Here is a 23,664-nt window from a genome sequence, read left to right as displayed (position 1 = left end):
ATAATTTCTATTTTTGTTTTCGATTAAAAAATAGATTCAATGAAGACAATTCAATTTAGAGAAGCCATTTGCGAAGCAATGAGCGAAGAAATGCGCCGAGACGAAAGCGTATATTTAATGGGCGAGGAAGTTGCAGAGTATAATGGTGCTTATAAAGCATCAAAAGGCATGCTAGATGAGTTTGGTGCAAAACGTGTTATAGATACGCCAATTGCCGAGCTAGGTTTTGCTGGTATTGCTATTGGTTCTACCATGACGGGTAATAGGCCAATTGTAGAATACATGACTTTTAATTTCTCTTTAGTAGGGATTGATCAAATTATAAATAACGCTGCTAAAATTAGGCAAATGTCTGGTGGGCAGTTTAAATGTCCAATTGTATTTCGTGGCCCTACAGCTTCTGCTGGTCAATTAGGAGCAACGCACTCGCAAGCTTTCGAAAATTGGTTTGCAAACACGCCTGGTTTAAAAGTTGTTGTGCCATCTAACCCGTATGATGCTAAAGGTTTATTAAAAGCCGCTATACGTGATGACGATCCAGTAATTTTTATGGAAAGCGAGCAAATGTATGGTGATAAAGGTGAAGTGCCAGAAGGCGAATACATTTTGCCTTTAGGTGTTGCCGAAACAAAGCGTGTTGGTACAGACGTAACTATAGTATCTTTCGGTAAAATTATTAAAGAAGCATATAAAGCTGCAGACGAATTAGAGAAAGAAGGTATATCGTGTGAGATTATCGATTTACGTACAGTACGCCCTATGGATAGAAAAGCCATTGTAGAGTCTGTAAAGAAAACAAACAGATTAGTAATTTTAGAAGAAGCATGGCCTTTTGGAAATGTAGCTACCGAAATTACTTATTTAGTACAAAGCGAAGCATTTGATTATTTAGATGCGCCAATTCAAAGAATAAATACAGCCGATACTCCAGCACCTTATTCTCCTACCTTGTTAGCAGAGTGGTTGCCAAACCATGAAGATGTTATTAAAGCTGTAAAAAAAGTACTTTACAAATAAAATAATTTTTTTTACGTTATATAAACTTCATTAGCACGATTGTTGATGAAGTTTTTTGTATTATGAATATAAGATTAACTATTACCCTTTTTTTCCTCGGAATTTATACTGCATTTTCGCAAACCAAAGTAAGTGGTTTTGTGTATGATGAGTTTAACGAACCTGTATCTTTTGCAAATGTTGTATTTAAAGGCTCTACGGAAGGCACTATAACTAATGAAAATGGAAAATTCTATTTAGAATCTGACGAAACTTGGAGCGCATTAACCGTTTCGTTTATTGGTTACGAAACACTAAACATACCTTTAGATAAAAAAGTAAACTACAATTTAAAATTTATTCTAAAAGAAGAAGCGGCCAAATTAAATACTGTTGTTATTGTGTCGGGCAAACAGTCTAAAAAAAATAATCCGGCCATAGATTTACTACGTAAAATTTGGGCGCATAAACGAAGCAACGGTTTAAAGCAATTTAAACAATACGAATACGATAAATACGAGAAAGTCGAATTCGATTTAAATACTATAGACAGCGCACTTATTAAAAGTAAATTGTTTAGAGGTATGGAGTTTGTTTTTAATGAGGTCGACACATCAAACGTAACAGGAAAAACATATTTACCTATTTTTATAAACGAAGCCGTTTCAAAAGTATACGGCGATAATGTTATTAACAAAACCAAAGAAGATTTATTAGGTAATAAAAATTCTGGTTTTAGTGATAATCAAATCATTATCGATTTTATAGACGATTTGTATTCCGATTTTAGTGTTTACGATAATTATATGAAATTTTTCGATAAAAGCTTTGTAAGTCCGCTATCTAAAACAGGAATTAGCACCTATAATTATGTATTGGCAGATAGCTCATTTATAGATAATAAATGGTGTTACAATATTATTTATTACCCACGGCGTAAAAACGAACTAACTTTTAAAGGCGATTTTTGGGTGGCAGATACCACTTATGCTATTAAAGAAATTAACCTTCAAGCCTCGAAAAGTGCAAACATAAATTGGGTAAAAGAGATTTATATAGAGCAAGAATTTGAGGTGTTAAACGACTCTCTGTTTCTTGTAACTAGAGATTATATGTTGTCCGATTTTGCTTTTAATAAAAAGGAAAAGTCTCGTGGTGTATACGGAAAACGAACTACACTATACAACAACTATAAGTTTGATGTAGAAAAGGATAAAAAATTCTATGAAGCCGAAGTTTATAATTACGATAAAGATATATATCACCGAGACGATAAGTTTTGGGAAAACAATAGGTTAGAAGCATTAAATAAAGATGAAAAAGGTGTTTACAAAATGCTAGATACCTTAAAAACAGTTAAAAAGTTTAAGCGCCTGTATAATCTAGGCAGTATTTTAGCCTCAGGTTATATCGAGTTTAATGAATTGCCATTAGATTACGGCCCCGTTTTCTCAACCTTTGGATTTAATGAGGTTGAAGGTTTACGTTTAAGAACGGGCGGACGAACATATTTTGGACCAAACGATTTATGGCGATTAGAAGGGTTTTTGGCCTATGGTTTTAAAGACGATAAATTTAAATATGGAATATCTGGTAAGTGGTTACTAGACAAAAAAAGCCGTTTAATTATTTCTGGAGGTAATAGGCGCGATGTAGAACAAATAGGCGCGAGTTTAACAACAAGTACCGATGTTTTGGGGAGGAGTTTAGCATCGTCATCTGTGGTAGGAACAAGTGCAAACGATAAGCTTACAAGCATTAATTTAACCAGCTTGGCTATAGAGGCCGAGCCATGGCGCAACGTTATTTTTAGATTGGGCGGAAATTATAGAACTTTAGAGTCGGCATCGCCAACCTTTAGTCTAGACTATAACACCCCAACAGGTGTCGAGTCTGAAATAAAGCAGTTTGAAACCAACTTATCGGTATCTTATTTTCCAGGTCGTAAAATGACAGGTTTTGGGGTAGAACGCAGAATAGCTAACGATTATTACTCTCGCATTTTTGCACAAGTTACGCGAGGCGATAAAAGTATATTTAATAGCGATTTCGATTATACAAAAGTGCAGTTTTCATACACGCAACCATGGCAAATGGGAGGTTTTGGAAGATTAAATACCACTATCGAGGCTGGTAAAACTTTTGGAGAAGTACCATTAGGGTTATTAAGTGTAATTCCAGGAAATCAATCTTACTTTTCAATTTATAATACCTTTTCTCAGCTTGACTTTTACGAGTTTGTGTCCGATACTTATGCCTCATTTCATTTTGAACATAATTTTAACGGCCGATTATTTTCTAGAATTCCTTTTTTACGAAAATTTAATTTAAGAGAAATTGTTAGTGTGCGTGGTGTAATGGGAAGTATAACTGATGATAACGTAGCATTAAACCATGTGCCAAGTAACCCCAATAATATTCAGTTAGTGGCGCCGTCAAACGAGCCGTATTACGAGTATAGTTTAGGCATTGGTAATATTTTTAAAGTGTTTAGAATAGACTTTAACTTTAGAGGTAATTATAAAGATAACGAGCTGTATCCTGATGCTAGAAAATTTGGTGTTACAGGAAGTTTTGGGTTTTATTTTTAGGAAGTTCGTTTAACGGTTGATGCAAGGATAGTAAGGGATTAAAAAACGCGCTTACTTTCAGTTTAGCACTTAGCCAAATTTACAATTTTACCGTTATTTTTCTTTTAACCGTCAAATTGTAAATTTGGCGGACTTTATTAATATGCACCAACTTCGGGTTTGGCACTTAACCCTTATTATTTTTATACCTTGTTAGGCTACGTTTCCTTTAGTTTATTCCTTTCATATTCAATAAAACTAGAATTTTCATAAAGTTTATTTTCTCGAATGGATTTTATCACATCATCTTGTGGCATATTTGAGGGGATTAATTTCTCTAACTTTCTAATTGCGGAACTTGGAATTCCAAACTCTGATAGAATTGTCAGGTTTTCTCTTAGAAAATCATTTTCTATTAAATTAGAAAAATAACTATAACTCCCAGAGCGCAAACCGTTTTCTAAGCAAACGAAATTCTGTAGTGAATCAATTACGGATAACCATTTTGGAACTTTGTATTCAAACCAATGTTTTAGAGTTTGGAAGCTTTGTCTAATGGCTTCATCCATTATTTCTAAATCATCTTTATCTTGGTTGTGTTTAAGTGTCTTTAAATATGCAAATGTGTTATTTACTAAATTCCATATACTTTGATTATAGCCATAAATTTGCGTAACAGTAATTAAACCATTTAATGTCATTGGACGAACTGTTTCTGTTGGTTTCAATAGATTATTCCAAGCTAATCCTAATACATAGGACAATTGTTCTTTTGTAGGGTAATTACTCCAGGCTATTAAATGATATTTATTATTAATATCATTTCTTAAAGTTTTAATAATATTTCTTTGACCAAAGACTTGTACACCATTGCTTTTTATTACTTCTTTTTCTTCATTCGGAATGTCTTTTATTGCTTTGTATTGTTCCGAATTGGTATCTTTTATTTCATTCTCATCTAAATTTATCAGAACTTCATTTGATATTGGGTTTTGTTCAAAAAATGGTATGTCAACAATTACTTGTTTGTTAGGAGGAACAGGATTGAAGTTGAAAATTGTCCCTGTATAATGAATCATTAAACGACCTGCTCGCCCTTTAATATTAGAATAATCAAAAAAATCAATAGGTGTTCTACTTCCTTTTGTCTTATCAAAGAAAATAATGTTTTTGGCACTTGTATTTACTCCTTCAATAATTGTTGTTGTACAAAAAAGATAATTTAAATCTCCTTTGTTAAAATAGTCAATTACAGATGTTGTTATGTGTTTTTGTAAAGCACCATCGTGAATTCCAATTCTGTTTTGTAACAGTTTTATTAAACTCCAATCTTTTGAAATATTTTCATTTATCCATTCAACAATATCAAGTTTTACATTTGTTGAATTTTCAATTTTGCTTAATAAATATGAGCAGAATTTACTAGATAAATACCTTACTCTTGAAGGAGATGAACAATATATTATAGACTGTTGATTTTGATTATCAATTAGTAAATCGAATAAAATATTTTCTTTGTATTCTTTGAATTTTCTTGGCTTATCAAATTTCTCTTTATGTTCAGTATAAATGTCAATTGTTTTAACATCTACAAGTGATGACTTAGTTTTGTAAAATATTGCGTTATATTTTTCTTCAAAACCTTCTGAGATTCCATCTATATTTGGTCCTAATAAATAAAACTTACTACTAAATGTTTTTAAAATGTAATGAAGTGCATTGTTTAAAGAATCAGCTCTTTCATCATCTCTTTTTGAACTTAGTTTGTAAAACTCATCAATAATTATAAAATCTACGTGAGGGAACTCTTTGTATTCATTAACTCTTTCAGCCGTAAATAAATAAATATTTCCTTTTTCAGTTGAAGATTCTTGAGATGTTCTGACAATTAATTTATAGTATTCATCATACTTTTTAAGCTTTCGTCTAGTTTCATCAAGTAAAGCCAAAGTAGGCTGTATAATTATAATGTTTCTAAATTTATTTGAAGCAACAAATTCTTCTATTAATAAACTTTTTCCAAAACTTGTTGGAGCACTAACAATTACATTTTTATCTGAATTTAAAAGTGATAAAAGGTGTCTTTGGTCTTCGTGAAGATATTTATCTAAATTCTCTGAATGATGATAAACTTGTCTAATAAGTGAATCGGTAGAGTCTAGCTTTAAGTTTTCTTTAGAAATATATGGGTAGAATCCAACAGCTTCAATTAAATCTGTTAGAACAATATTTAATGATTGGTCAAATTTTTCTTTGTTATCTAAAATATTAACAATCAATCTTTGTGCAATAACTTCGTTTTCAATAATAATTTCTGAAACTCTTTTGTATAGTGAAAAAGTGCTTTCAAAGTCAAAAACTTCTGCGTTATCTATGTCTAAAAGTAATTCTTCTATCATTCTCCTAATTTTTGAAGTAATGAAAGTTTATTATGTAAACCTTTGACTAATTCAACCTTGTTTTGAACTGGAAACAAAACTAAAATTATGTTCAATTTTGTTTTTAACGGATGATTGTTGTTGTCATCAAAATATTGCTTTAACTCTTTCATTTCAGCTAAATATTCATTGATGAAAGCTTGATTGTTTTCGTCAGAATGGTTAGTAAATAAATCAGAATCATAAGTACATAATAGAGGAATGTTTATAGAGTCTAATTGGTCTATCAATTTTGTTGATTTACTCATTAGATTTAGCCAATAATCTTTTTCAGGTATATTATCGAAATGTTTTAGTTTTTTTGAGACAATCAAAAACTCATTGTTTAAATAATCGCTTTGAAAATGCTCATCAATATCTTGTATTAAAGCCTTAATTCCTGCTTTCCCATCTTTATACAATTTTGATTCTCCTAGCCATAAAGTTTTTGTATTCGGTTCTATATGAACAGCATCAAATCCGTGAACTGTTGCTCCAAAAGAATCTTTAAAATATATTTTAGATAGAAGAGGGATTGTGTTATGAAAGTCCCTAAGTAATAAGTGTAAAATTAATTCTCCAAATTCACCTCTTCTCAAATATTTGTCTTTGATATCATCAGTAATTGAACCATCATTATTGTAAATATCTTTTACTTTTTGAAAAGCATCAATTTTATAAATTGATTGAGCAGCTTCGGTTAGCTTACTTAAGATTTCATTGTTTGATGTTTCTTCTCCATCGTGAAATCCAAAAGCAAATTCATAGATTACATCAGAAAGCTTATTAATTAAAGGTTTGATTCGGTATTTTGAATCTCCATTATCATCAATATCAAAACCTACTAAAAAAGTACTTAATTCAGTATCATTTATTTTATGAGTAATTATTTTTTCTGAGTTAAATGGTGTACTCATAAGTTTTTTTTTAATGTTACCCAATAGAAAGATAAAGTTCCGTTTTAATGCACTTTATCGATTGTTAAACGAAGTTAGTTGAAATTTTTTACAAAGTCAACAATGTAAAAGCAAAAAAAAGACCACTTTTAAGTGGTCTTTTAAATTAATTAAAAAGTATAAGGTTTTATTACAACCCAAAAGCTGTTTTTACTTTATCGACATAGTCTAGTTTTTCCCAAGTAAATAGCTCTACATCTAGTGTTGTAGTTTCGCCATTAGGTTGAGAAAAGGTTTTTGTTACGGTTTCGTTTTTACGTCCCATGTGCCCGTAAGCAGCTGTTTCGCTATATATTGGAGCGCGCAGTTTTAAACGTTCTTCAATAGCAAATGGTCGCATATCAAAAATTTCAGAAACTTTTTCGGCAATTTCTCCATCAGTTAAATTAAAAGGGCAAGTGCCGTAAGTGTCAATAAAAATCCCCATAGGTTCAACCACGCCAATAGCGTAACTTACTTGTACTAAAATTTCGTCTGCAACACCTGCTGCGACTAGATTTTTTGCTATATGTCTTGTAGCGTAAGCAGCACTTCTGTCTACTTTACTTGGGTCTTTTCCAGAAAAAGCACCACCACCGTGGGCACCTTTTCCGCCATAAGTATCTACAATAATTTTACGACCCGTTAAGCCAGTATCTCCGTGAGGTCCGCCTATTACAAACTTGCCTGTTGGGTTTATATGGTATGTAATATCATCATTAAATAATTTTTGGATAGATTCAGGAAGTTTGGCAATTACACGAGGTATTAAAATTTCAATAATATCTTTTCTAATTTTAGCAAGCATAGCATCATCTGCATCAAACTCGTCATGCTGTGTAGACACTACAATAGCATCAATGCGTTGTGGTATATTGTCATCGCTATACTCAATGGTAACTTGGCTTTTAGAGTCTGGTCTTAAATATAAAATATCTTTATTTTCACGACGTAATTCGGCAAGTTCCAATAAAATTCTATGCGATAAATCAAGAGCAAGTGGCATAAAATTTTCGGTTTCGTTGGTTGCATAACCAAACATCATACCTTGGTCTCCTGCGCCCTGTTCTTCTTTGCTACCACGATCTACACCTTGGTTAATTTCTTTAGATTGTTCGTGTATTGCCGATAAAACTCCGCAAGAATTACCATCAAACATGTATTCGCCTTTGGTATAGCCAATTTTGTTAATGGTATCTCTAGCTATTTTTTGTACATCTAAGTATGTGGTCGATTTTACTTCGCCAGCAAGAATAACTTGTCCAGTTGTTACAAGGGTTTCGCAAGCTACTTTCGATGCTGTATCAAAAGCTAAAAAATTATCAATTAAAGCATCACTAATTTGGTCTGCTACTTTGTCTGGGTGTCCTTCAGAAACACTTTCTGAAGTGAATAAATATGCCATATTTTTTATTTTACGGTAAGATTTGACGAGAACGTCGAAGGAAGTTTACACTGCCTTTAGCATTTTTATTTACATTAAAATCTAGTTTCATGTAAAGAGGTTGCAATCAGTCAAATCTTTCCTCTGTCATTTGTTTTGCAAAAGTAAAAAAATAATAGAATATGCGCATCTATTTTTCTTTTTTTCGATAATTAGTTGGTTGTTAAATTTAAATTATAAATATTTGTAACGATCAAGATGAAAAAACAAATTTTAAATATCATTTCTATTATTGTCGTTGTAATTATTTTACTGCGGTAAGGAGGGGTATTTAATAAAAATAAATTTTAAAAAAACCTTCCTGTAAAACGGAAGGTTTTTTTTATGCTATTTTTTTAGATTTCGCAGAATATTTCAATTTTTAAAATTTCTAAATCTAAATAAAAAAATAAGTGTAAAATTTTATGAATTGAACATCATAAAAATATTGACTTAAATAACTCATTGTTAATGGTTTGTGTAAATATTTGTGATTGTGAGTTTAACCTAAAAAAGTAAAGATTAAATAATATAATAAGCTAATAAATTAATTTCGAAACCTTAATTAAGGTGAATTGTGTAATTTTTATTAAAAACCTTAAATAAGTAAGAATATAAAATAGAAACATAGCAAAACGTAAAATTGTTTGCATTAAATATGAAAGAACTTAATAAACATAGTAAAAGATTAACGCAAGATGAGTCGCAACCAGCTTCGCAAGCCATGTTATATGCTGTTGGATTGACCGATGAAGATATGAACAAGCCTCAAGTAGGTATTGCAAGTACAGGTTACGATGGTAATCCTTGTAATATGCATTTAAATGGTTTGGCTGCCGAGGTGAAAATTGAATGTAAAATAGCTAATATGGTTGGTTTAGGTTTTAATACTATTGGTGTTAGCGATGGTATTTCTATGGGAACCTCAGGAATGAATTACTCATTAGCATCTCGAGATATTATAGCCGACTCTATTGAAACCGTTATGAATGCACAAAGTTACGATGCATTAGTATCGGTTGTAGGCTGCGATAAAAATATGCCAGGAGCAGTAATTGCTATGTTACGTTTAAACCGTCCTTCTATTATGATGTATGGCGGAACCATTGCTTCAGGAAAATATAAAGGAAGAAAATTAAATATTGTTTCTGCTTTCGAAGCTTTAGGACAAAAAGTAGCTGGCGAAATTGATGAAGAAGAATATAGAAATATTATAAAAAGTGCTATTCCAGGAGCAGGAGCTTGTGGCGGTATGTATACAGCAAACACGATGGCTTCGGCTATAGAATGTATGGGGTTTGCATTGCCTTATAACTCTTCTATTCCAGCAGAAAATCCAAATAAATTATCAGAAAGCGAAAGAACAGCCCGAGCTATTAAAAATCTTTTAGAATTAGATTTAAAACCATTAGATATTATTTCAAAAAAATCTATTGAAAATGCAATAGCATTAGTAAACGCCTTGGGTGGTTCTACAAATGCAGTTTTACATTTTTTAGCTATAGCTCATGCTGCTGATATTGATTTTACTCTTGAAGATTTTCAGCGAGTAAGTGATAGAACGCCGTTAATAGCAGATTTAAAACCATCTGGGAAATATTTAATGGAAGATGTGCATGGTGTTGGCGGAACTCCAGCCGTTATGAAGTACTTATTAGATAATGGTTATTTACATGGCGATTGTTTAACAGTAACAGGAAAAACATTGGCAGAAAATTTAGCTAATGTTGAAGCACTTACTTTTGAAGACAATCAAGATGTAGTTTACCCCAAAGATAAAGCCTTAAAATCATCAGGAAACTTACAAATTCTGTATGGAAACTTAGCAACAGAAGGCGCTGTAGCAAAAATATCAGGAAACGAAGGTTTGTTGTTTGAAGGCAAAGCGGTAGTATATGATGGAGAGCAAGCAGCAAACACAGGAATTTCAAATGGCGAAGTAGAAAAAGGAGATGTCGTCGTTATTCGCTATGTTGGTCCAAAAGGTGGCCCAGGTATGCCAGAAATGTTAAAGCCAACCTCATTAATTATGGGAGCAGGTTTAGGAAAATCTGTAGCGTTAATTACAGATGGACGTTTTTCTGGCGGAACTCATGGCTTTGTGGTAGGGCATATTACACCAGAAGCTCAAACAGGAGGAGCTATAGGATTACTTAAAACAGGCGATAAAATTAAAATTAGTGCAGAAGATAACTCTATTAATGTTTTAATTTCAGATGAAGAGTTAGCTGAAAGAAAGGCGCAATGGGTTGCTCCAGAACTTAAACACAAAAAAGGAATATTGTATAAGTATGCAAAATCAGTAGCTTCAGCTTCAAAAGGCTGTGTAACTGATGCGTAAAATATAGCATTTTTCATTTCCGCGAAAGCGAAAATCTCAAAATACCGAGAATTATGAAAACACAAACAATTAATAATACACAAGAAGTGGTAGAAAAAACAGAACGTATAACAGGAAGTGAAGCTGTAGTAAGAAGCTTAATCGCAGAAGGTGTCGATATTCTATACGGATACCCAGGTGGAGCTATTATGCCTGTTTACGACGAGTTGTATAAGTATCAAGGTAAAATACACCATGTATTAACACGCCATGAGCAAGGGGCTGCACATGCTGCGCAAGGATATGCCAGAATATCAGGAAAAGTTGGTGTAGCTATGGCAACTTCAGGACCTGGAGCTACAAATTTAATTACAGGAATTGCAGATGCGCAAATAGATTCAACACCAATGGTTTGCATTACAGGACAAGTGTTTTCGTCCTTATTAGGTAGCGATGCATTTCAAGAAACAGATATTGTTGGTATTTCTACGCCTGTTACCAAATGGAATTGTCAAGTAACTAAAGCCGAGGATATTCCAGAGGCTATAGCTAAAGCATTTTATATTGCAAAAAGTGGCAGACCAGGACCTGTTTTAGTCGATATTACTAAAGATGCTCAAGTATCGGAGCTGGATTTTATATACAAAAAATGTGAAGGTGTAAGGAGTTACAAACCGGTACCAAAAACAAATCAAGAATCTATTAATGCTGCCGCAGAATTAATTAATAACGCAAAAAAACCAATGATAGTTTGGGGACAAGGCGTTATTTTAGGAAAGGCCGAAGCAGAGCTTAAAGCCGTAATAGAAAAAGCAGGAATTCCATCGGCGTGGACCATTCTTGGAGCATCGGCAATACCAACTTCGCACCCTTTAAATATTGGTATGGTTGGGATGCACGGTAATTATGCACCTAATAAATTAACTAATGAGTGTGATGTGCTAATTGCTATTGGTATGCGTTTTGATGATCGTGTAACTGGGCGCTTAGATGCTTATGCTAAGCAAGCTAAAATTATTCATTTTGATATAGATCCTGCAGAAATTAATAAAAATGTTAAAGTAGATGTGCCTGTTTTAGGAGACTCTAAAGAAAGCTTAGCTATGCTTCTAGACGCATTAAATAATAACTCGCATGAATCTTGGTTACAGGAGTTTAAAGACTTATATGCTGTAGAGTTTGATAAAGTTATAAATAACGATATTAATCCAACAAAAGAAGGTCTTACAATGGGCGAAGTGTTAAAGCAAATTAACATAGAAAGCGAAGGTAAAGCAGCCATAGTTTCAGATGTTGGACAGCACCAAATGATTGCTTGCCGTTATGCCGATTTTAATGTGTCTAAAAGTAATATTACATCGGGCGGTTTAGGTACTATGGGCTTTGCATTACCAGCAGCTATTGGCGCTAAAATGGCAGCGCCAGAACGCGAAGTGGTAGCTATTATTGGCGATGGAGGATATCAAATGAATATACAAGAGTTGGGCACCATTTTTCAACAAAAAGCAGCCGTAAAAATTGTTGTCTTAAACAATGAGTTTTTAGGTATGGTACGTCAATGGCAACAACTATTTTTCGATAAACGCTATGCATCAACCGAAATGACAAATCCTAACTTTGTTGCTATCGCAGAAGGGTATTATATTAAAGCTAAAAAAGTAACAAAACGAGAAGAATTAGCAGAAGCTGTAAAAGAAATGATGGCTTCAAAAGAATCATATTTCCTTGAGGTTTGTGTCGAGAAAGAAGATAATGTTTTTCCAATGATTCCATCAGGAGCATCGGTTTCAGATGTAAGATTAAGTTAAGATTATAGAGATATGAAACAAGATATAAAATCATTCACAATATCGGTTTATACCGAAAATAATATCGGTTTACTAAATCGTATTTCAGCTATATTTCAGCGAAGACATATAAATATTGAAAGTTTAACAACATCGCAGTCTGAAATTGATGGCGTAAATCGTTTTGTAATCGTTGTAAATATTTGCGAGGATACGGCACGTAAAATTGTTAAACAAATAGAAAAACAAATTGAAACAATAAAAGCATATTACCATACAGAAGATGAAACTATTTTTACAGAGTCTTGTATGTTTAAAATAAAGTCGGATTTGTTGTTTAATGAGCCTCAAATTCAAAATATTATAAAAGAAAGTCATGCCAGAATAGTAACTGTAAATAAAGAGTTTTTTGTACTAGAAAAGTCTGGTAGAAGAAACGAAATAGAGTCTATAAGACGCGATTTAAACGTGTTTGGAATTATGCAATTTGTGCGTTCTGGCCGTATTGCAGTTACAAAAGATGAAATGAAAATAACCGAATTGCTTACAGCATTCGATAACCAATAATAACAATTAAATATAAAATGGGAAATTATTTTAACACACTATCTTTAAGAGATAAATTAGATCAATTATCGAAGTGTAGATTTATGGATGCTTCAGAGTTTACAGATGGAGTAACCGCATTAAAAGGAAAAAAAATAGTAGTTGTTGGGTGTGGAGCTCAAGGGTTAAACCAAGGGTTAAACATGAGAGATTCTGGTTTAGACATCTCTTATGCATTACGTGATGCAGCCATAGCAGAAAAGCGTCAGTCTTTTGTTAATGCAACCGAAAACGGATTTACAGTTGGTACCTACCAAGAGTTAATTCCAACAGCAGATTTAGTGTTAAATTTAACACCAGATAAGCAACATACAAATGTGGTTAAAGCTGTAATGCCTTTAATGAAAAAAGGCGCTACTTTATCATATTCTCATGGTTTTAATATTGTAGAAGAAGGAACACAAATTCGTGAAGATCTTACCGTAATTATGGTGGCACCAAAATGCCCAGGTACCGAAGTTAGAGAAGAGTATAAAAGAGGGTTTGGTGTACCTACATTAATTGCTGTACACGAAGAAAACGACCCAGAAGGAAAAGGTTGGGCGCAAGCAAAAGCGTATGCTGTAGCAACTGGAGGCGATAAAGCGGGTGTATTAGCATCGTCTTTTATTGCAGAGGTAAAGTCAGACTTAATGGGCGAGCAAACTATTTTATGCGGTTTATTACAAACAGGTTCTATTCTTTGTTTCGATAAAATGGTTGAAGAGGGTATTGATGCAGGATATGCTTCAAAATTAATTCAATATGGTTGGGAAACTATTACAGAAGGTCTTAAATATGGTGGTGTAACCAACATGATGGATCGATTGTCTAATCCTGCAAAAATTAAAGCATTCGAATTGTCTGAAGAATTAAAAGATATCATGCGTCCGTTATTTCAAAAGCATATGGACGATATTATTGAAGGACGTTTTTCTGCAGGAATGATGGCCGATTGGGCTAACGATGATAAAGATTTGTTAACTTGGAGAGCTGCCACAGCCGAAACTAATTTTGAAAAAACACCAGCTGGAGATGTAGAAATATCTGAGCAAGAATATTACGATAACGGAGTGTTAATGGTAGCTATGGTTAGAGCAGGTGTAGAGTTAGCTTTCGAGGCCATGACAGATTCTGGAATTATAGATGCTTCTGCATACTACGAATCTTTACACGAAACACCTCTTATTGCAAACACTATTGCAAGACGTAAATTATATGAAATGAACTCTGTAATATCTGATACTGCAGAGTACGGATGTTACCTATTCGATCATGCATGTAAGCCTTTATTAACAGACTTTATGAAAAATATTAAAACCGATGTTATAGGGAAACCTTATGCAGCAAGTAATGGTAAAGGTGTTGATAATGCAAAACTTATTGAAGTAAATGCAGCTTTAAGAAATCATCCGGTTGAAAAAATTGGAGAGTTTTTAAGAGGTTCAATGACGGCTATGAAGCCAATAGTATAGTAACAAGCACAACTAAACTAAACTATATTTTCAAAAAAAAACCTGTCGGATGTTATACCATTTAGGCAGGTTTTTTATTATAAAAAAAGTGAATTATGTAATTAGCATAAACATAAAATTGTAAAAAATGAATAAGGAGGAATCAGCATATTTTCCTAGTATAAATAATGTAAATGCGGCAGCTAAAACCATTAGCAAAGTTTCAACCGTAACACCTTTAAGCCATAGTTTAAGGTATTCAAAACATTTTGGCGCTAATGTTTTTTTAAAGCGAGAAGATTTACAACAAGTACGTTCCTATAAAATTAGAGGAGCTTACAATAAAATTAGCTCGTTAACAAAAGAGGAGTCTCAGTCTGGTGTGGTATGCGCAAGCGCAGGTAATCATGCGCAAGGTGTTGCTTTGTCTTGTAAATTGTTAAAAATTAAAGGGACTATTTATATGCCAGCACCAACACCAAACCAAAAAGTAGAACAAGTAAAAATGTTTGGTGAAGATTTTATAGAAATAAAACTTGAAGGTGATACTTTTGATGACTCTTTTCATGCAGCTATGCATGAGTGTAACGAACTAGGAAAAACATTTATTCATCCTTTTAACGATAAAAAAGTAATTGAAGGACAAGCTACAATTGGCCTTGAAATAATAGAACAATCAAGCACACCTGTAGATTATGTGTTTATTGCAATTGGAGGTGGTGGTTTAGCAGCAGGTTTATCTACAGTATTTAAAAGCCTATCGCCAAACACAAAAATAATAGGTGTCGAGCCAGCTGGAGCCGCATCTATGAAAACCTCAATAAAAAATAACAAAAATACCGAGTTAGATACTATAGAAAAATTTATTGATGGCGCCGCAGTAAAACGCGTTGGCGATTTAAACTTTACTATTTGTAAACAAAATTTAGACGATATAGTTTTAGTGCCAGAGGGCAAGGTTTGCGAAAGTATTTTAGAACTTTATAATAAAGATGCCATTGTGGTTGAGCCTGCAGGGGCTTTAAGTATTTCGGCTTTAGATTTTTATGCCAATAAAATTAAAGGAAAAAATGTGGTATGTGTTGTAAGCGGAAGTAATAACGATATTACTAGAACGGCCGAAATTAAAGAACGCGCATTATTATATGCCAATTTAAAACACTATTTTATTATAAATTTTCCGCAACGCGCTGGAGCATTAAAAGAATTTGTGGTCGATATATTAGGTGAAAATGATGATATTACCTATTTTCAATATGCAAAAAAAACCAATCGTGAAAATGGATCTGCTGTGGTTGGAGTGCAATTAAAATCGGCTTCAGATTTAGAGCCATTGATAACTAAAATGAAACAGCGAAATTTTTACGGAGATTATTTAAATAATAAGCCCGATTTGTTTCAGTTTTTGGTTTAGAGTTTCGAAATCGTTTGCGTAGTAAATATCGTATTTATTTGATTTTCAGAATGAAAATTAGCAGATTTTTTGTTTATTTTGATGTAGGTAAAAGAAACTTTTAAAGTTTAAGACTCTTAGTTGTTAAACTTTAAAATAGATAACTAAATCTAACAGTTATCTTTTAAAATAAAACAAATAGAATCTCATGAAACAATCTTTTGTAGAAATTCCAGATACATACAAAATAGACACACTTTTACACCAAAAAACATATCTTGTAAATGGTCAATTAAAAAAATGGGAAGGCGATACTGCCGAGGTATATTCAACCATATCTTCTACTTCAAATTATGCGCAAACACTTTTAGGAACCATTCCGCAATTAGGAGAAAAGCAAGCTCTAGAGGCGCTTCATTCTGCTACTCAAGCTTACGATAATGGTAAAGGTTTATGGCCTACAATGAAAGTTGGCGATAGAATTGCTTGTATGGAAACTTTTGTAGAGCAAATGAAAACCAAACGAGAGGAAGTTGTAAAACTATTAATGTGGGAAATAGGTAAAAATCTTCCAGATTCGGAAAAAGAATTTGATAGAACAGTCGATTATATTTATGATACTATTGAAGCTTACAAACAAATAGATAGAAACTCTGCCAAGTTTGAAAAAAATTCTGGGGTATATGCACACATTCGCCGAGGGCCATTAGGAGTTGTTTTATGTTTAGGGCCTTATAACTACCCTTTAAACGAAACGTTTACCTTGTTAATTCCGGCATTAATTATGGGAAATCCTGTAATATTTAAGCCCGCAAAATTAGGTGTTTTGTTAATATCGCCTTTATTAGAAGCTTTTCAAAGCAGTTTTCCAGAAGGCGTTGTAAATATTGTTTATGGGCGTGGGCGAGTTTTGGCTACGCCAATTATGCAATCTGGTAAGATTGATGTTTTAGCCTTAATAGGAAATAGTAAATCGGCTAATGCTTTACAGGCGCAGCACCCAAAAGGAAATAGACTTAGAATGGTTTTAGGCTTAGAAGCTAAAAACCCGGCTATTGTTTTACCAGATGCCGATTTAGATTTGGCTGTAGAAGAATGTATAGCCGGAACACTATCCTTTAATGGGCAACGTTGTACAGCACTTAAAGTGTTGTATGTTCATGAGTCTGTTGTCGAGGAATTTAATAGAAGGTTTGCCTTTAAAGTAGATCAATTAAAATTTGGTAACCCTTGGGAAAAAGATGTAAAGTTAACACCGCTTCCAGAAGAAGACAAACCAGCCTACATACAAGAATTAATTGATGATGCTAAAGAAAAAGGAGCTAACGTATTAAACAAAAAAGGAGGAGAAACTACCAGTAATTTTATTTTTCCAGCTGTTTTATATCCAGTAACTAAAAATATGCGTGTGTTTAAAGAAGAACAGTTTGGACCAGTTATACCTATTGTCTCATTTTCAGATATCGAAGAGCCTCTGGATGATATGGCAGAGTCTAATTACGGGCAACAAGTAAGTTTATTTGGTAAAAACATACACACATTATCTCCTTTAATCGATACATTAGTAAACCTTGTTTGTCGTGTAAACCTTAATAGTTCTTGCCAACGTGGGCCAGATGTATATCCGTTTACAGGTCGAAAAGATTCTGCATTTGGAACTTTAAGTGTTCATGATGCTTTACGTTCTTTTTCTATTAGAACTTTTGTAGCATCAAAAGATAACGAGTATAATAATGCTATTCTTGAGGAATTATTAGAAAAGAAAACATCAAACTTTATTAGTACAGATTATATTTTATAAATTGAAATAGGTTAATTTTATTGAAAATTAATATTGACTTATGAAAGTAATAAAAATTACAGTTTTAATTGTTTTTTCCATCTTTTTAATAGCTTGCGGAGAAAAAACAGAAAAGAAAAATAAAGGATTTAGTTACGAAAACAAACCAGAAACCTCAAAACAAGTTGAAAGCAACCCAAACAATATTGTAATAACAGGTAACGATGCTATGCAATTTAACAAGAAAGTAATTCGTGTTAAAGCAGGTAAAAAGGTAAAAGTTACTTTAAAGCACATTGGTAAAATGGGTAAAAATGTTATGGGGCATAATTTTGTTTTGCTTAAACAAGGTGTTAATTTAACGGCATTTGGTAATCTAGCAGCATCAGCAAGTGATAATAGTTATATACCTAAAAACACTAACAATGTAATAGCACATACCAAAATGCTAGGTGGTGGAGAAACAGCAGTAATAGAGTTTGATGCTCCAAAAGTAGGTACATATCAATTTTTATGTAGTTTTCCTGGGCATTATGCTTTAATGAAAGGAGAGTTTATAGTAGAATAGTAATTTTATTATTAAGATAAAAAAAAGGACGATTCAGTTTTAGAGTCGTCCTTTTTTATTTATTCATATTATGTAAACATAATCAATATAAAATTAGGCGTTAAACTCATAATATAATATTCATAAAAACAAGTATTAAAAGCATGAATTTGAATAATTTAAAGTAAAACCATAAAAAAAAAGAGATATCAATAATTTTTCTTAAAAAGAACAGTATAAGCGAGGCTTTATTAAAAATAAATTTTAGTTTTACAAAGTGAAAAATTTAAAAAATAAAATACGTCGTTCTACACCCGGGTTGCCATTGCGCAATATCCGCCGTTTCTAATTGCTTCAATATTAGTAAAAACCAAACGTTATTTTAATTTTTCAAAAGTGTTCAAAAAAAATCCCATAGTATTTCAAAATAAAGTTAATTTAATAATTAACAATAGTCCTATTATGCGCTGTAAATTTCTTCGTCGCCCGTAAGGGTATGCAATAATTTTTAGAACTAGGTGAGTCCAGTTCTGCTTTAAAGAAAATAAAGAATAATTTACAATTAATAATAAAGGAAATGAAGGTTGTTATAGCCGATAAGTCACATATTAAATTTGCAGAAATAATTTGCGAAACAATAGCAGAGTCAGCAGCAATTAGAGGTACAGGTATAGCGAGAAGAACTCCCGAATATATAGCTACAAAAATGGAAAATGGCAATGCAGTAATTGCAATAGATGGCAATAAATTTGCAGGGTTTTGTTATATAGAAAAATGGGGGCATGGTAAATTTGTAGCAAACTCGGGTTTAATTGTACATCCAGATTATAGAGGAGAAGGGCTTGCTAAACAAATTAAACATAAAGTTTTTGCACATTCTAAAGAGAAATTTCCAAACGCTAAAATATTTAGTATAACCACAGGGTCGGCAGTTATGAAAATGAATAGCGATTTAGGCTATAAACCTGTTGCGTTTTCAGAATTAACAGACGACCAAACCTTTTGGGATGGTTGCCAAACTTGTAAAAATTACGATGTGTTAACACGAACTAACAGAAAAATGTGTTTGTGTACAGGTATGTTATACGATCCTAATGCAAAAAAGGATAATGTAAAGCCTATAAAAGAAAAAACGTTTCAAAGGCTTAAAAGAATAAAAGAAGCATTGTTTCTTAAAAAAGATAAAAACAAAAAATAGAAATTCCCTAAGACTAGGGAATAAAAAATAATTTTCAAAAAATGAAAAAATTAGTAATAGCTTATAGTGGCGGATTAGATACTTCGTATTGTGCAGTTAGTTTATCAAAGCAATACGATGTACACGCAGTAAGTGTAAACACAGGTGGTTTCACTAAAGAAGAAATTAATAATATTGAAAGTAATGCTTATAAAATGGGGGTTACTACATATAAAAATATTGATGCCGTTGCTACATTTTACCAAAAAGTAGTAAAGTATTTAATATTTGGAAATGTTTTAAAAAATAGTACATATCCGCTTTCTGTAAGTGCAGAGCGTATAATTCAAGCTATTGAAATTATAGAGTACGCAAAAAGTATTGGTGCCGAATATATAGCTCATGGTAGCACAGGGGCAGGTAACGACCAAGTACGTTTCGATATGATTTTTCAAACCTTAGCACCCGGAATTAAAATTATTACACCAATTAGAGACCAAAAACTAACCAGACAAGAAGAAATAGATTATTTAAAATCTGAAGGTATTGATATGCCTTGGGAGAAATCTAAATACTCGGTTAATAAAGGGCTTTGGGGCACAAGTGTGGGTGGTGTTGAAACTTTGGAGTCTGAAAAACCTTTACCAAGTGAGGCTTACCCATCTCAATTACAAAAAAATGGCGAAGAAAAAGTAACCCTTACTTTTAAAAATGGCGAGTTTGTGGCCTTAAACGGACAAGAAAACGCTCCAGAAGTAAATATTGAAAACTTAAATAACATAGCATCGGCTTATGCTATAGGTAGAGATATTCATGTTGGCGATACTATAGTTGGTACAAAAGGGCGTGTTGGTTTTGAAGCTGCAGCGGCTTTAATTACCGTAAAAGCGCATCATTTATTAGAAAAGCATACTTTAACCAAATGGCAATTACAACACAAAGAGTATTTGTCTAGTTTTTACGGTATGCATTTACATGAAGGACAATATTTAGACCCTGTAATGCGAGATACCGAAGCCTTTTTACAAAGCTCACAAAAAATGGTTTCTGGTAATGTTGTGGTTACTTTAAAACCTTATCATTTTTCTTTAGATGGTATTGTTTCTAAACACGATTTAATGTCTAGTAAGTTTAGTACGTATGGCGAAGAAAATAAAGCTTGGACGGCAGATGATGCTAAAGGATTTATTAAAATTATAGGCAATCAAAATAAAATATACAGACAAGTAAATTCTTAAGTTATGATTAAGGTTGGAATTATAGGTGGTGCTGGATATACAGCTGGTGAGTTAATTAGATTATTAATTAATCATCCTGAAACTGAAATTGATTTTGTGTTTAGTACAAGTAACGCAGGAAACAATATTAGCAAGGTGCACCAAGATTTAGTTGGAAGTTTAGATTTGAAATTTACTGATACTGTAAACCCAAACGTAGATGTGTTGTTTTTATGTTTAGGACACGGAAATTCGGTTAAGTTTTTAGAAGCTAATACGTTTTCTGATAACACTAAAATTATCGATTTAGGAAACGATTTTAGACTGGAAGCCGATAAAACATTTAAAGGCAAAACCTTTGTTTATGGTTTACCAGAATTAAATAAAGAAGCTATTGTAAATGCAAATTATATAGCAAATCCAGGGTGCTTTGCAACAGCAATTCAGTTAGGCTTATTGCCATTGGCTAATGCCAGATTGATAAATAAAGATGTGCATATTAATGCGGTTACAGGAGCTACAGGTGCCGGAACATCGTTGTCTGCTACAACACATTATACGTGGAGAGATAATAATTTTTCATATTATAAACCATTTACACACCAGCATTTAGGAGAAATTAATCAATCTGTAAACCAATTACAAAATAATTTTTCATCAGAAATTATTTTTATGCCAAATAGGGGTAATTTTTCAAGAGGCATTTTTGCAACTATTTATACAGATTTTGAAGGAACGGTTGAAAAAGCAAAAAGCATCTATAAGTCGTTTTATAAAGAAGCTAAATTTACATTTGTATCAGACGATTTTTTACACATGAAACAGGTAGTAAACACAAATAAGTGTTTGGTGCATGTACATAAACATAATGGAAAGTTATTAATTACAAGTATTATTGATAATTTATTAAAAGGTGCTTCTGGTCAAGCAATTCAAAACATGAATTTAATGTTTGGTTTAAAAGAAACAACAGGATTAGGGTTAAAAGCAACCTATTTTTAGGAGAACAGTAGCGCGTTAGGGATTGCAGAGAAAAGCCCACAGCCTGACAAAGGAAGTGCGAGGACTTGTAACGTAAAGCCCGACCCTTGTGGTAACGCCAAAAAAATAAAATATTATGAGAGTAGCAATTATTGGAGCAGGAAGTTTAGGGCAGTCTATAGCAAATGGGCTGGTGTCTACAAATACTTTAACATCGTTATATTTAACAAAAAGACATATCGAATCTATTAAAGGGTTTGAAGCTTATAAGAATGTTAAATTAACTTCAGATAATGCTTTGGCGGTTAAAAATGCCGATGTTTTAATTTTCGCAGTTCAGCCAAGACATTTTGAAGCCGTATTGAAAGTGGTTAAACCGTTGTTGCATGAAAACCATGTAATAATTTCGGTAATTACTGGTTTTGCAATTTCTAGAATAGAAGCTATTGTTGGTGAAGATAATTTTATTATCCGATCTATGCCAAATACAGCGGCCTCGGTAGGGCAATCTATGACGTGTATTTCGGCCAACCAAAAAGGTAAGGAAAAAGTGAGTGTAGCTAAAACTATTTTTAATAGTATGGGGCGCACCATGGAAATTCCAGAAGAGCAATTGCAAGCGGCTACTGTAATTTGTGCTAGTGGTATTGCATTTTGGATGCGTTTAATTCGTGCTACAACACAAGGGGCTATTCAGTTAGGTTTCGAGGCTCATGAAGCGCATGAATTGGCTATGCAAACCTGTTTTGGGGCTGCCACTTTATTGAAAGAATCGGGTAAACATCCAGAAGAAGAAATAGACCGTGTAACAACACCTAGCGGATGTACTATAGAGGGTTTAAACGAAATGGAACACCAAGGTTTAAGCTCGTCGCTTATTAAAGGAATAACAGCTTCGTTTGAAAAAATTAACCAAATAAAAACCACGTAAAATGCCATTATTTAATGTATACCCGTTGTATAATGTAACACCAACTTCAGGAAAAGGTGTATATGTTTATGACGAAAAAGGAACCGAATATTTAGATTTATATGGAGGGCACGCAGTAATTTCTATTGGGCATGCGCACCCTAAATATGTTAATGCTGTATCAGAGCAAGTTTCTAAACTTGGTTTTTATTCAAACGCCATACAAAACCCTTTACAAAAAGAATTGGCAGATAAATTAGAATTGCTTTCGGGATGTAAAGATTATGAGTTGTTTTTATGTAATTCGGGAGCCGAGGCTAACGAAAATGCTTTAAAATTAGCTTCGTTTAAAACAGGAAAGTCTAGAGTTGTTGCTTTTAAAAATGGATTTCATGGTCGTACATCGGCAGCTGTTGCTGCTACAGATAATAAAAACATTATTGCTCCAATTAATGCGCAACAGCAAGTAACTATTCTTGATTTAAATGATATTGATGGTGTTAAAGCCGAATTAGAAAAAGGCGATGTTTGTGCTGTTATTATAGAATTTATTCAAGGTGTTGGCGGGTTGGATCAGGCTTCTAGCGATTTTTTCGAGCAAGTTAATGCCCTTTGTAAAGCCAATAATACTATGTTTATTGCAGACGAGGTGCAGTCGGGTTACGGGCGTTCGGGTAAATTTTTCGCCTATCAGCATTATAATGTTGAGCCAGATATTATTGCTATAGCAAAAGGGATGGGTAATGGTTTTCCTATTGGTGGAATTTTAATTCATCCAGAAATTGAAGCTAAATTTGGAATGTTAGGAACCACTTTTGGAGGTAATCATTTAGCGTGTGCGGCTGGGTTATCGGTTTTAAATGTTATAGAAGAGCAGAAACTTATTGATAATACTAACACTATGTCCGAATACTTTTTAAAAATTGCAAAAACTATTCCGCAGATAAAAAAAATTAAAGGCCGTGGGTTAATGTTAGGTCTAGAATTCGATTTTGAAGTAGGCGAATTAAGAAAAAAACTAATATACAATCATCATATTTTTACTGGAGGTGCATCTAACAACAAATTACTAAGAATATTACCGCCATTAACGGTTAGAAAAGAACATATTAATATGTTTTTTGAAGCCTTAATTGAAGCATTGAATGAAGTTGAAACACCTGTAGCATAAC

Annotated in this window: 17 protein-coding genes; 14 read left to right on the top strand and 3 right to left on the bottom strand. The window is 32.9% G+C overall.

The window, feature by feature from the left end; translation table 11 throughout:
• The first annotated feature begins 39 nt into the window (after positions 1 to 39).
• Complete coding sequence (locus ACNG5D_RS14000) at positions 40 to 1,017, top strand: pyruvate dehydrogenase complex E1 component subunit beta (RefSeq protein ID WP_418184153.1); 978 nt, start codon at positions 40 to 42, stop codon at positions 1,015 to 1,017.
• A gap of 62 nt (positions 1,018 to 1,079) precedes the next feature.
• Positions 1,080 to 3,587, top strand: a complete 2,508-nt coding sequence (locus ACNG5D_RS13995) for a DUF5686 family protein (protein ID WP_418184152.1) — start codon at positions 1,080 to 1,082, stop codon at positions 3,585 to 3,587.
• A gap of 197 nt (positions 3,588 to 3,784) precedes the next feature.
• Here ACNG5D_RS13995 and ACNG5D_RS13990 read toward each other — a convergent pair whose 3' ends face one another.
• The 3 genes from ACNG5D_RS13990 to metK form a co-directional block, all read right to left on the bottom strand.
• Positions 3,785 to 5,965 carry a DEAD/DEAH box helicase gene (locus ACNG5D_RS13990; RefSeq protein ID WP_418184151.1) on the bottom strand — a complete coding sequence of 727 codons (2,181 nt, stop codon included), beginning with the start codon at positions 5,963 to 5,965 and terminating at the stop codon, positions 3,785 to 3,787.
• Positions 5,962 to 6,900: a HamA C-terminal domain-containing protein gene (locus ACNG5D_RS13985; RefSeq protein WP_418184150.1), complete on the bottom strand. Its 939-nt coding sequence runs from the start codon at positions 6,898 to 6,900 to the stop codon at positions 5,962 to 5,964. Before ACNG5D_RS13985 ends, ACNG5D_RS13990 begins: the two co-directional genes overlap by 4 nt.
• 169 nt (positions 6,901 to 7,069) lie before the next feature.
• Positions 7,070 to 8,323, bottom strand: a complete 1,254-nt coding sequence (gene metK, locus ACNG5D_RS13980; RefSeq protein ID WP_418184149.1) for a methionine adenosyltransferase — start codon at positions 8,321 to 8,323, stop codon at positions 7,070 to 7,072.
• A gap of 676 nt (positions 8,324 to 8,999) precedes the next feature.
• On the opposite strand from metK, the gene ilvD reads away from it, so the two are divergent.
• From ilvD to ACNG5D_RS13920, 12 genes are all read left to right on the top strand, one after another.
• The gene (ilvD, locus tag ACNG5D_RS13975; RefSeq protein WP_418184148.1) at positions 9,000 to 10,682 is read left to right on the top strand and encodes a dihydroxy-acid dehydratase; all 1,683 of its coding nucleotides are present in this window, start codon (positions 9,000 to 9,002) and stop codon (positions 10,680 to 10,682) included.
• A gap of 53 nt (positions 10,683 to 10,735) precedes the next feature.
• Positions 10,736 to 12,469, top strand: coding sequence for a biosynthetic-type acetolactate synthase large subunit (gene ilvB, locus ACNG5D_RS13970; protein ID WP_418184147.1), 1,734 nt, complete (start codon positions 10,736 to 10,738; stop codon positions 12,467 to 12,469).
• Between the two features lie 12 nt (positions 12,470 to 12,481).
• Entirely contained in the window at positions 12,482 to 13,015 is a 534-nt protein-coding gene (gene ilvN, locus ACNG5D_RS13965) for an acetolactate synthase small subunit (RefSeq protein ID WP_418184146.1), read from the top strand.
• A gap of 17 nt (positions 13,016 to 13,032) precedes the next feature.
• Entirely contained in the window at positions 13,033 to 14,508 is a 1,476-nt protein-coding gene (gene ilvC / locus ACNG5D_RS13960; RefSeq protein WP_418184145.1) for a ketol-acid reductoisomerase, read from the top strand.
• Between the two features lie 127 nt (positions 14,509 to 14,635).
• On the top strand, positions 14,636 to 15,901 hold the full coding sequence (gene ilvA, locus ACNG5D_RS13955) for a threonine ammonia-lyase IlvA (RefSeq protein WP_418184144.1): 1,266 nt from the start codon (positions 14,636 to 14,638) through the stop codon (positions 15,899 to 15,901).
• 187 nt (positions 15,902 to 16,088) lie between these two features.
• Positions 16,089 to 17,681 (top strand): NADP-dependent glyceraldehyde-3-phosphate dehydrogenase, encoded by a 1,593-nt coding sequence (locus tag ACNG5D_RS13950; protein WP_418184143.1) that lies wholly within the window; start codon positions 16,089 to 16,091, stop codon positions 17,679 to 17,681.
• A gap of 40 nt (positions 17,682 to 17,721) precedes the next feature.
• Positions 17,722 to 18,228, top strand: a complete 507-nt coding sequence (azu, locus tag ACNG5D_RS13945; protein WP_418184142.1) for an azurin — start codon at positions 17,722 to 17,724, stop codon at positions 18,226 to 18,228.
• A gap of 556 nt (positions 18,229 to 18,784) precedes the next feature.
• Positions 18,785 to 19,405 (top strand): GNAT family N-acetyltransferase, encoded by a 621-nt coding sequence (locus ACNG5D_RS13940; RefSeq protein WP_418184141.1) that lies wholly within the window; start codon positions 18,785 to 18,787, stop codon positions 19,403 to 19,405.
• Positions 19,406 to 19,446: 41 nt separating this feature from the next.
• Positions 19,447 to 20,622, top strand: coding sequence for an argininosuccinate synthase (locus ACNG5D_RS13935; protein WP_418184140.1), 1,176 nt, complete (start codon positions 19,447 to 19,449; stop codon positions 20,620 to 20,622).
• A 3-nt stretch (positions 20,623 to 20,625) separates the two neighbouring features.
• Entirely contained in the window at positions 20,626 to 21,603 is a 978-nt protein-coding gene (argC, locus tag ACNG5D_RS13930; RefSeq protein ID WP_418184139.1) for an N-acetyl-gamma-glutamyl-phosphate reductase, read from the top strand.
• A gap of 115 nt (positions 21,604 to 21,718) precedes the next feature.
• Positions 21,719 to 22,513: a pyrroline-5-carboxylate reductase gene (gene proC, locus ACNG5D_RS13925; protein WP_418184138.1), complete on the top strand. Its 795-nt coding sequence runs from the start codon at positions 21,719 to 21,721 to the stop codon at positions 22,511 to 22,513.
• Between the two features lies 1 nt (position 22,514).
• The gene (locus ACNG5D_RS13920) at positions 22,515 to 23,663 is read left to right on the top strand and encodes an aspartate aminotransferase family protein (RefSeq protein ID WP_418184137.1); all 1,149 of its coding nucleotides are present in this window, start codon (positions 22,515 to 22,517) and stop codon (positions 23,661 to 23,663) included.
• Position 23,664 lies beyond the last annotated feature (1 nt).

The organism is Algibacter ulvanivorans, from assembly GCF_048381495.1.
Taxonomy (GTDB): domain Bacteria; phylum Bacteroidota; class Bacteroidia; order Flavobacteriales; family Flavobacteriaceae; genus Algibacter_B; species Algibacter_B ulvanivorans.
Note: the sequence above shows the minus strand (reverse complement) of the source record. Positions and strands in the feature narration are given on the sequence as shown.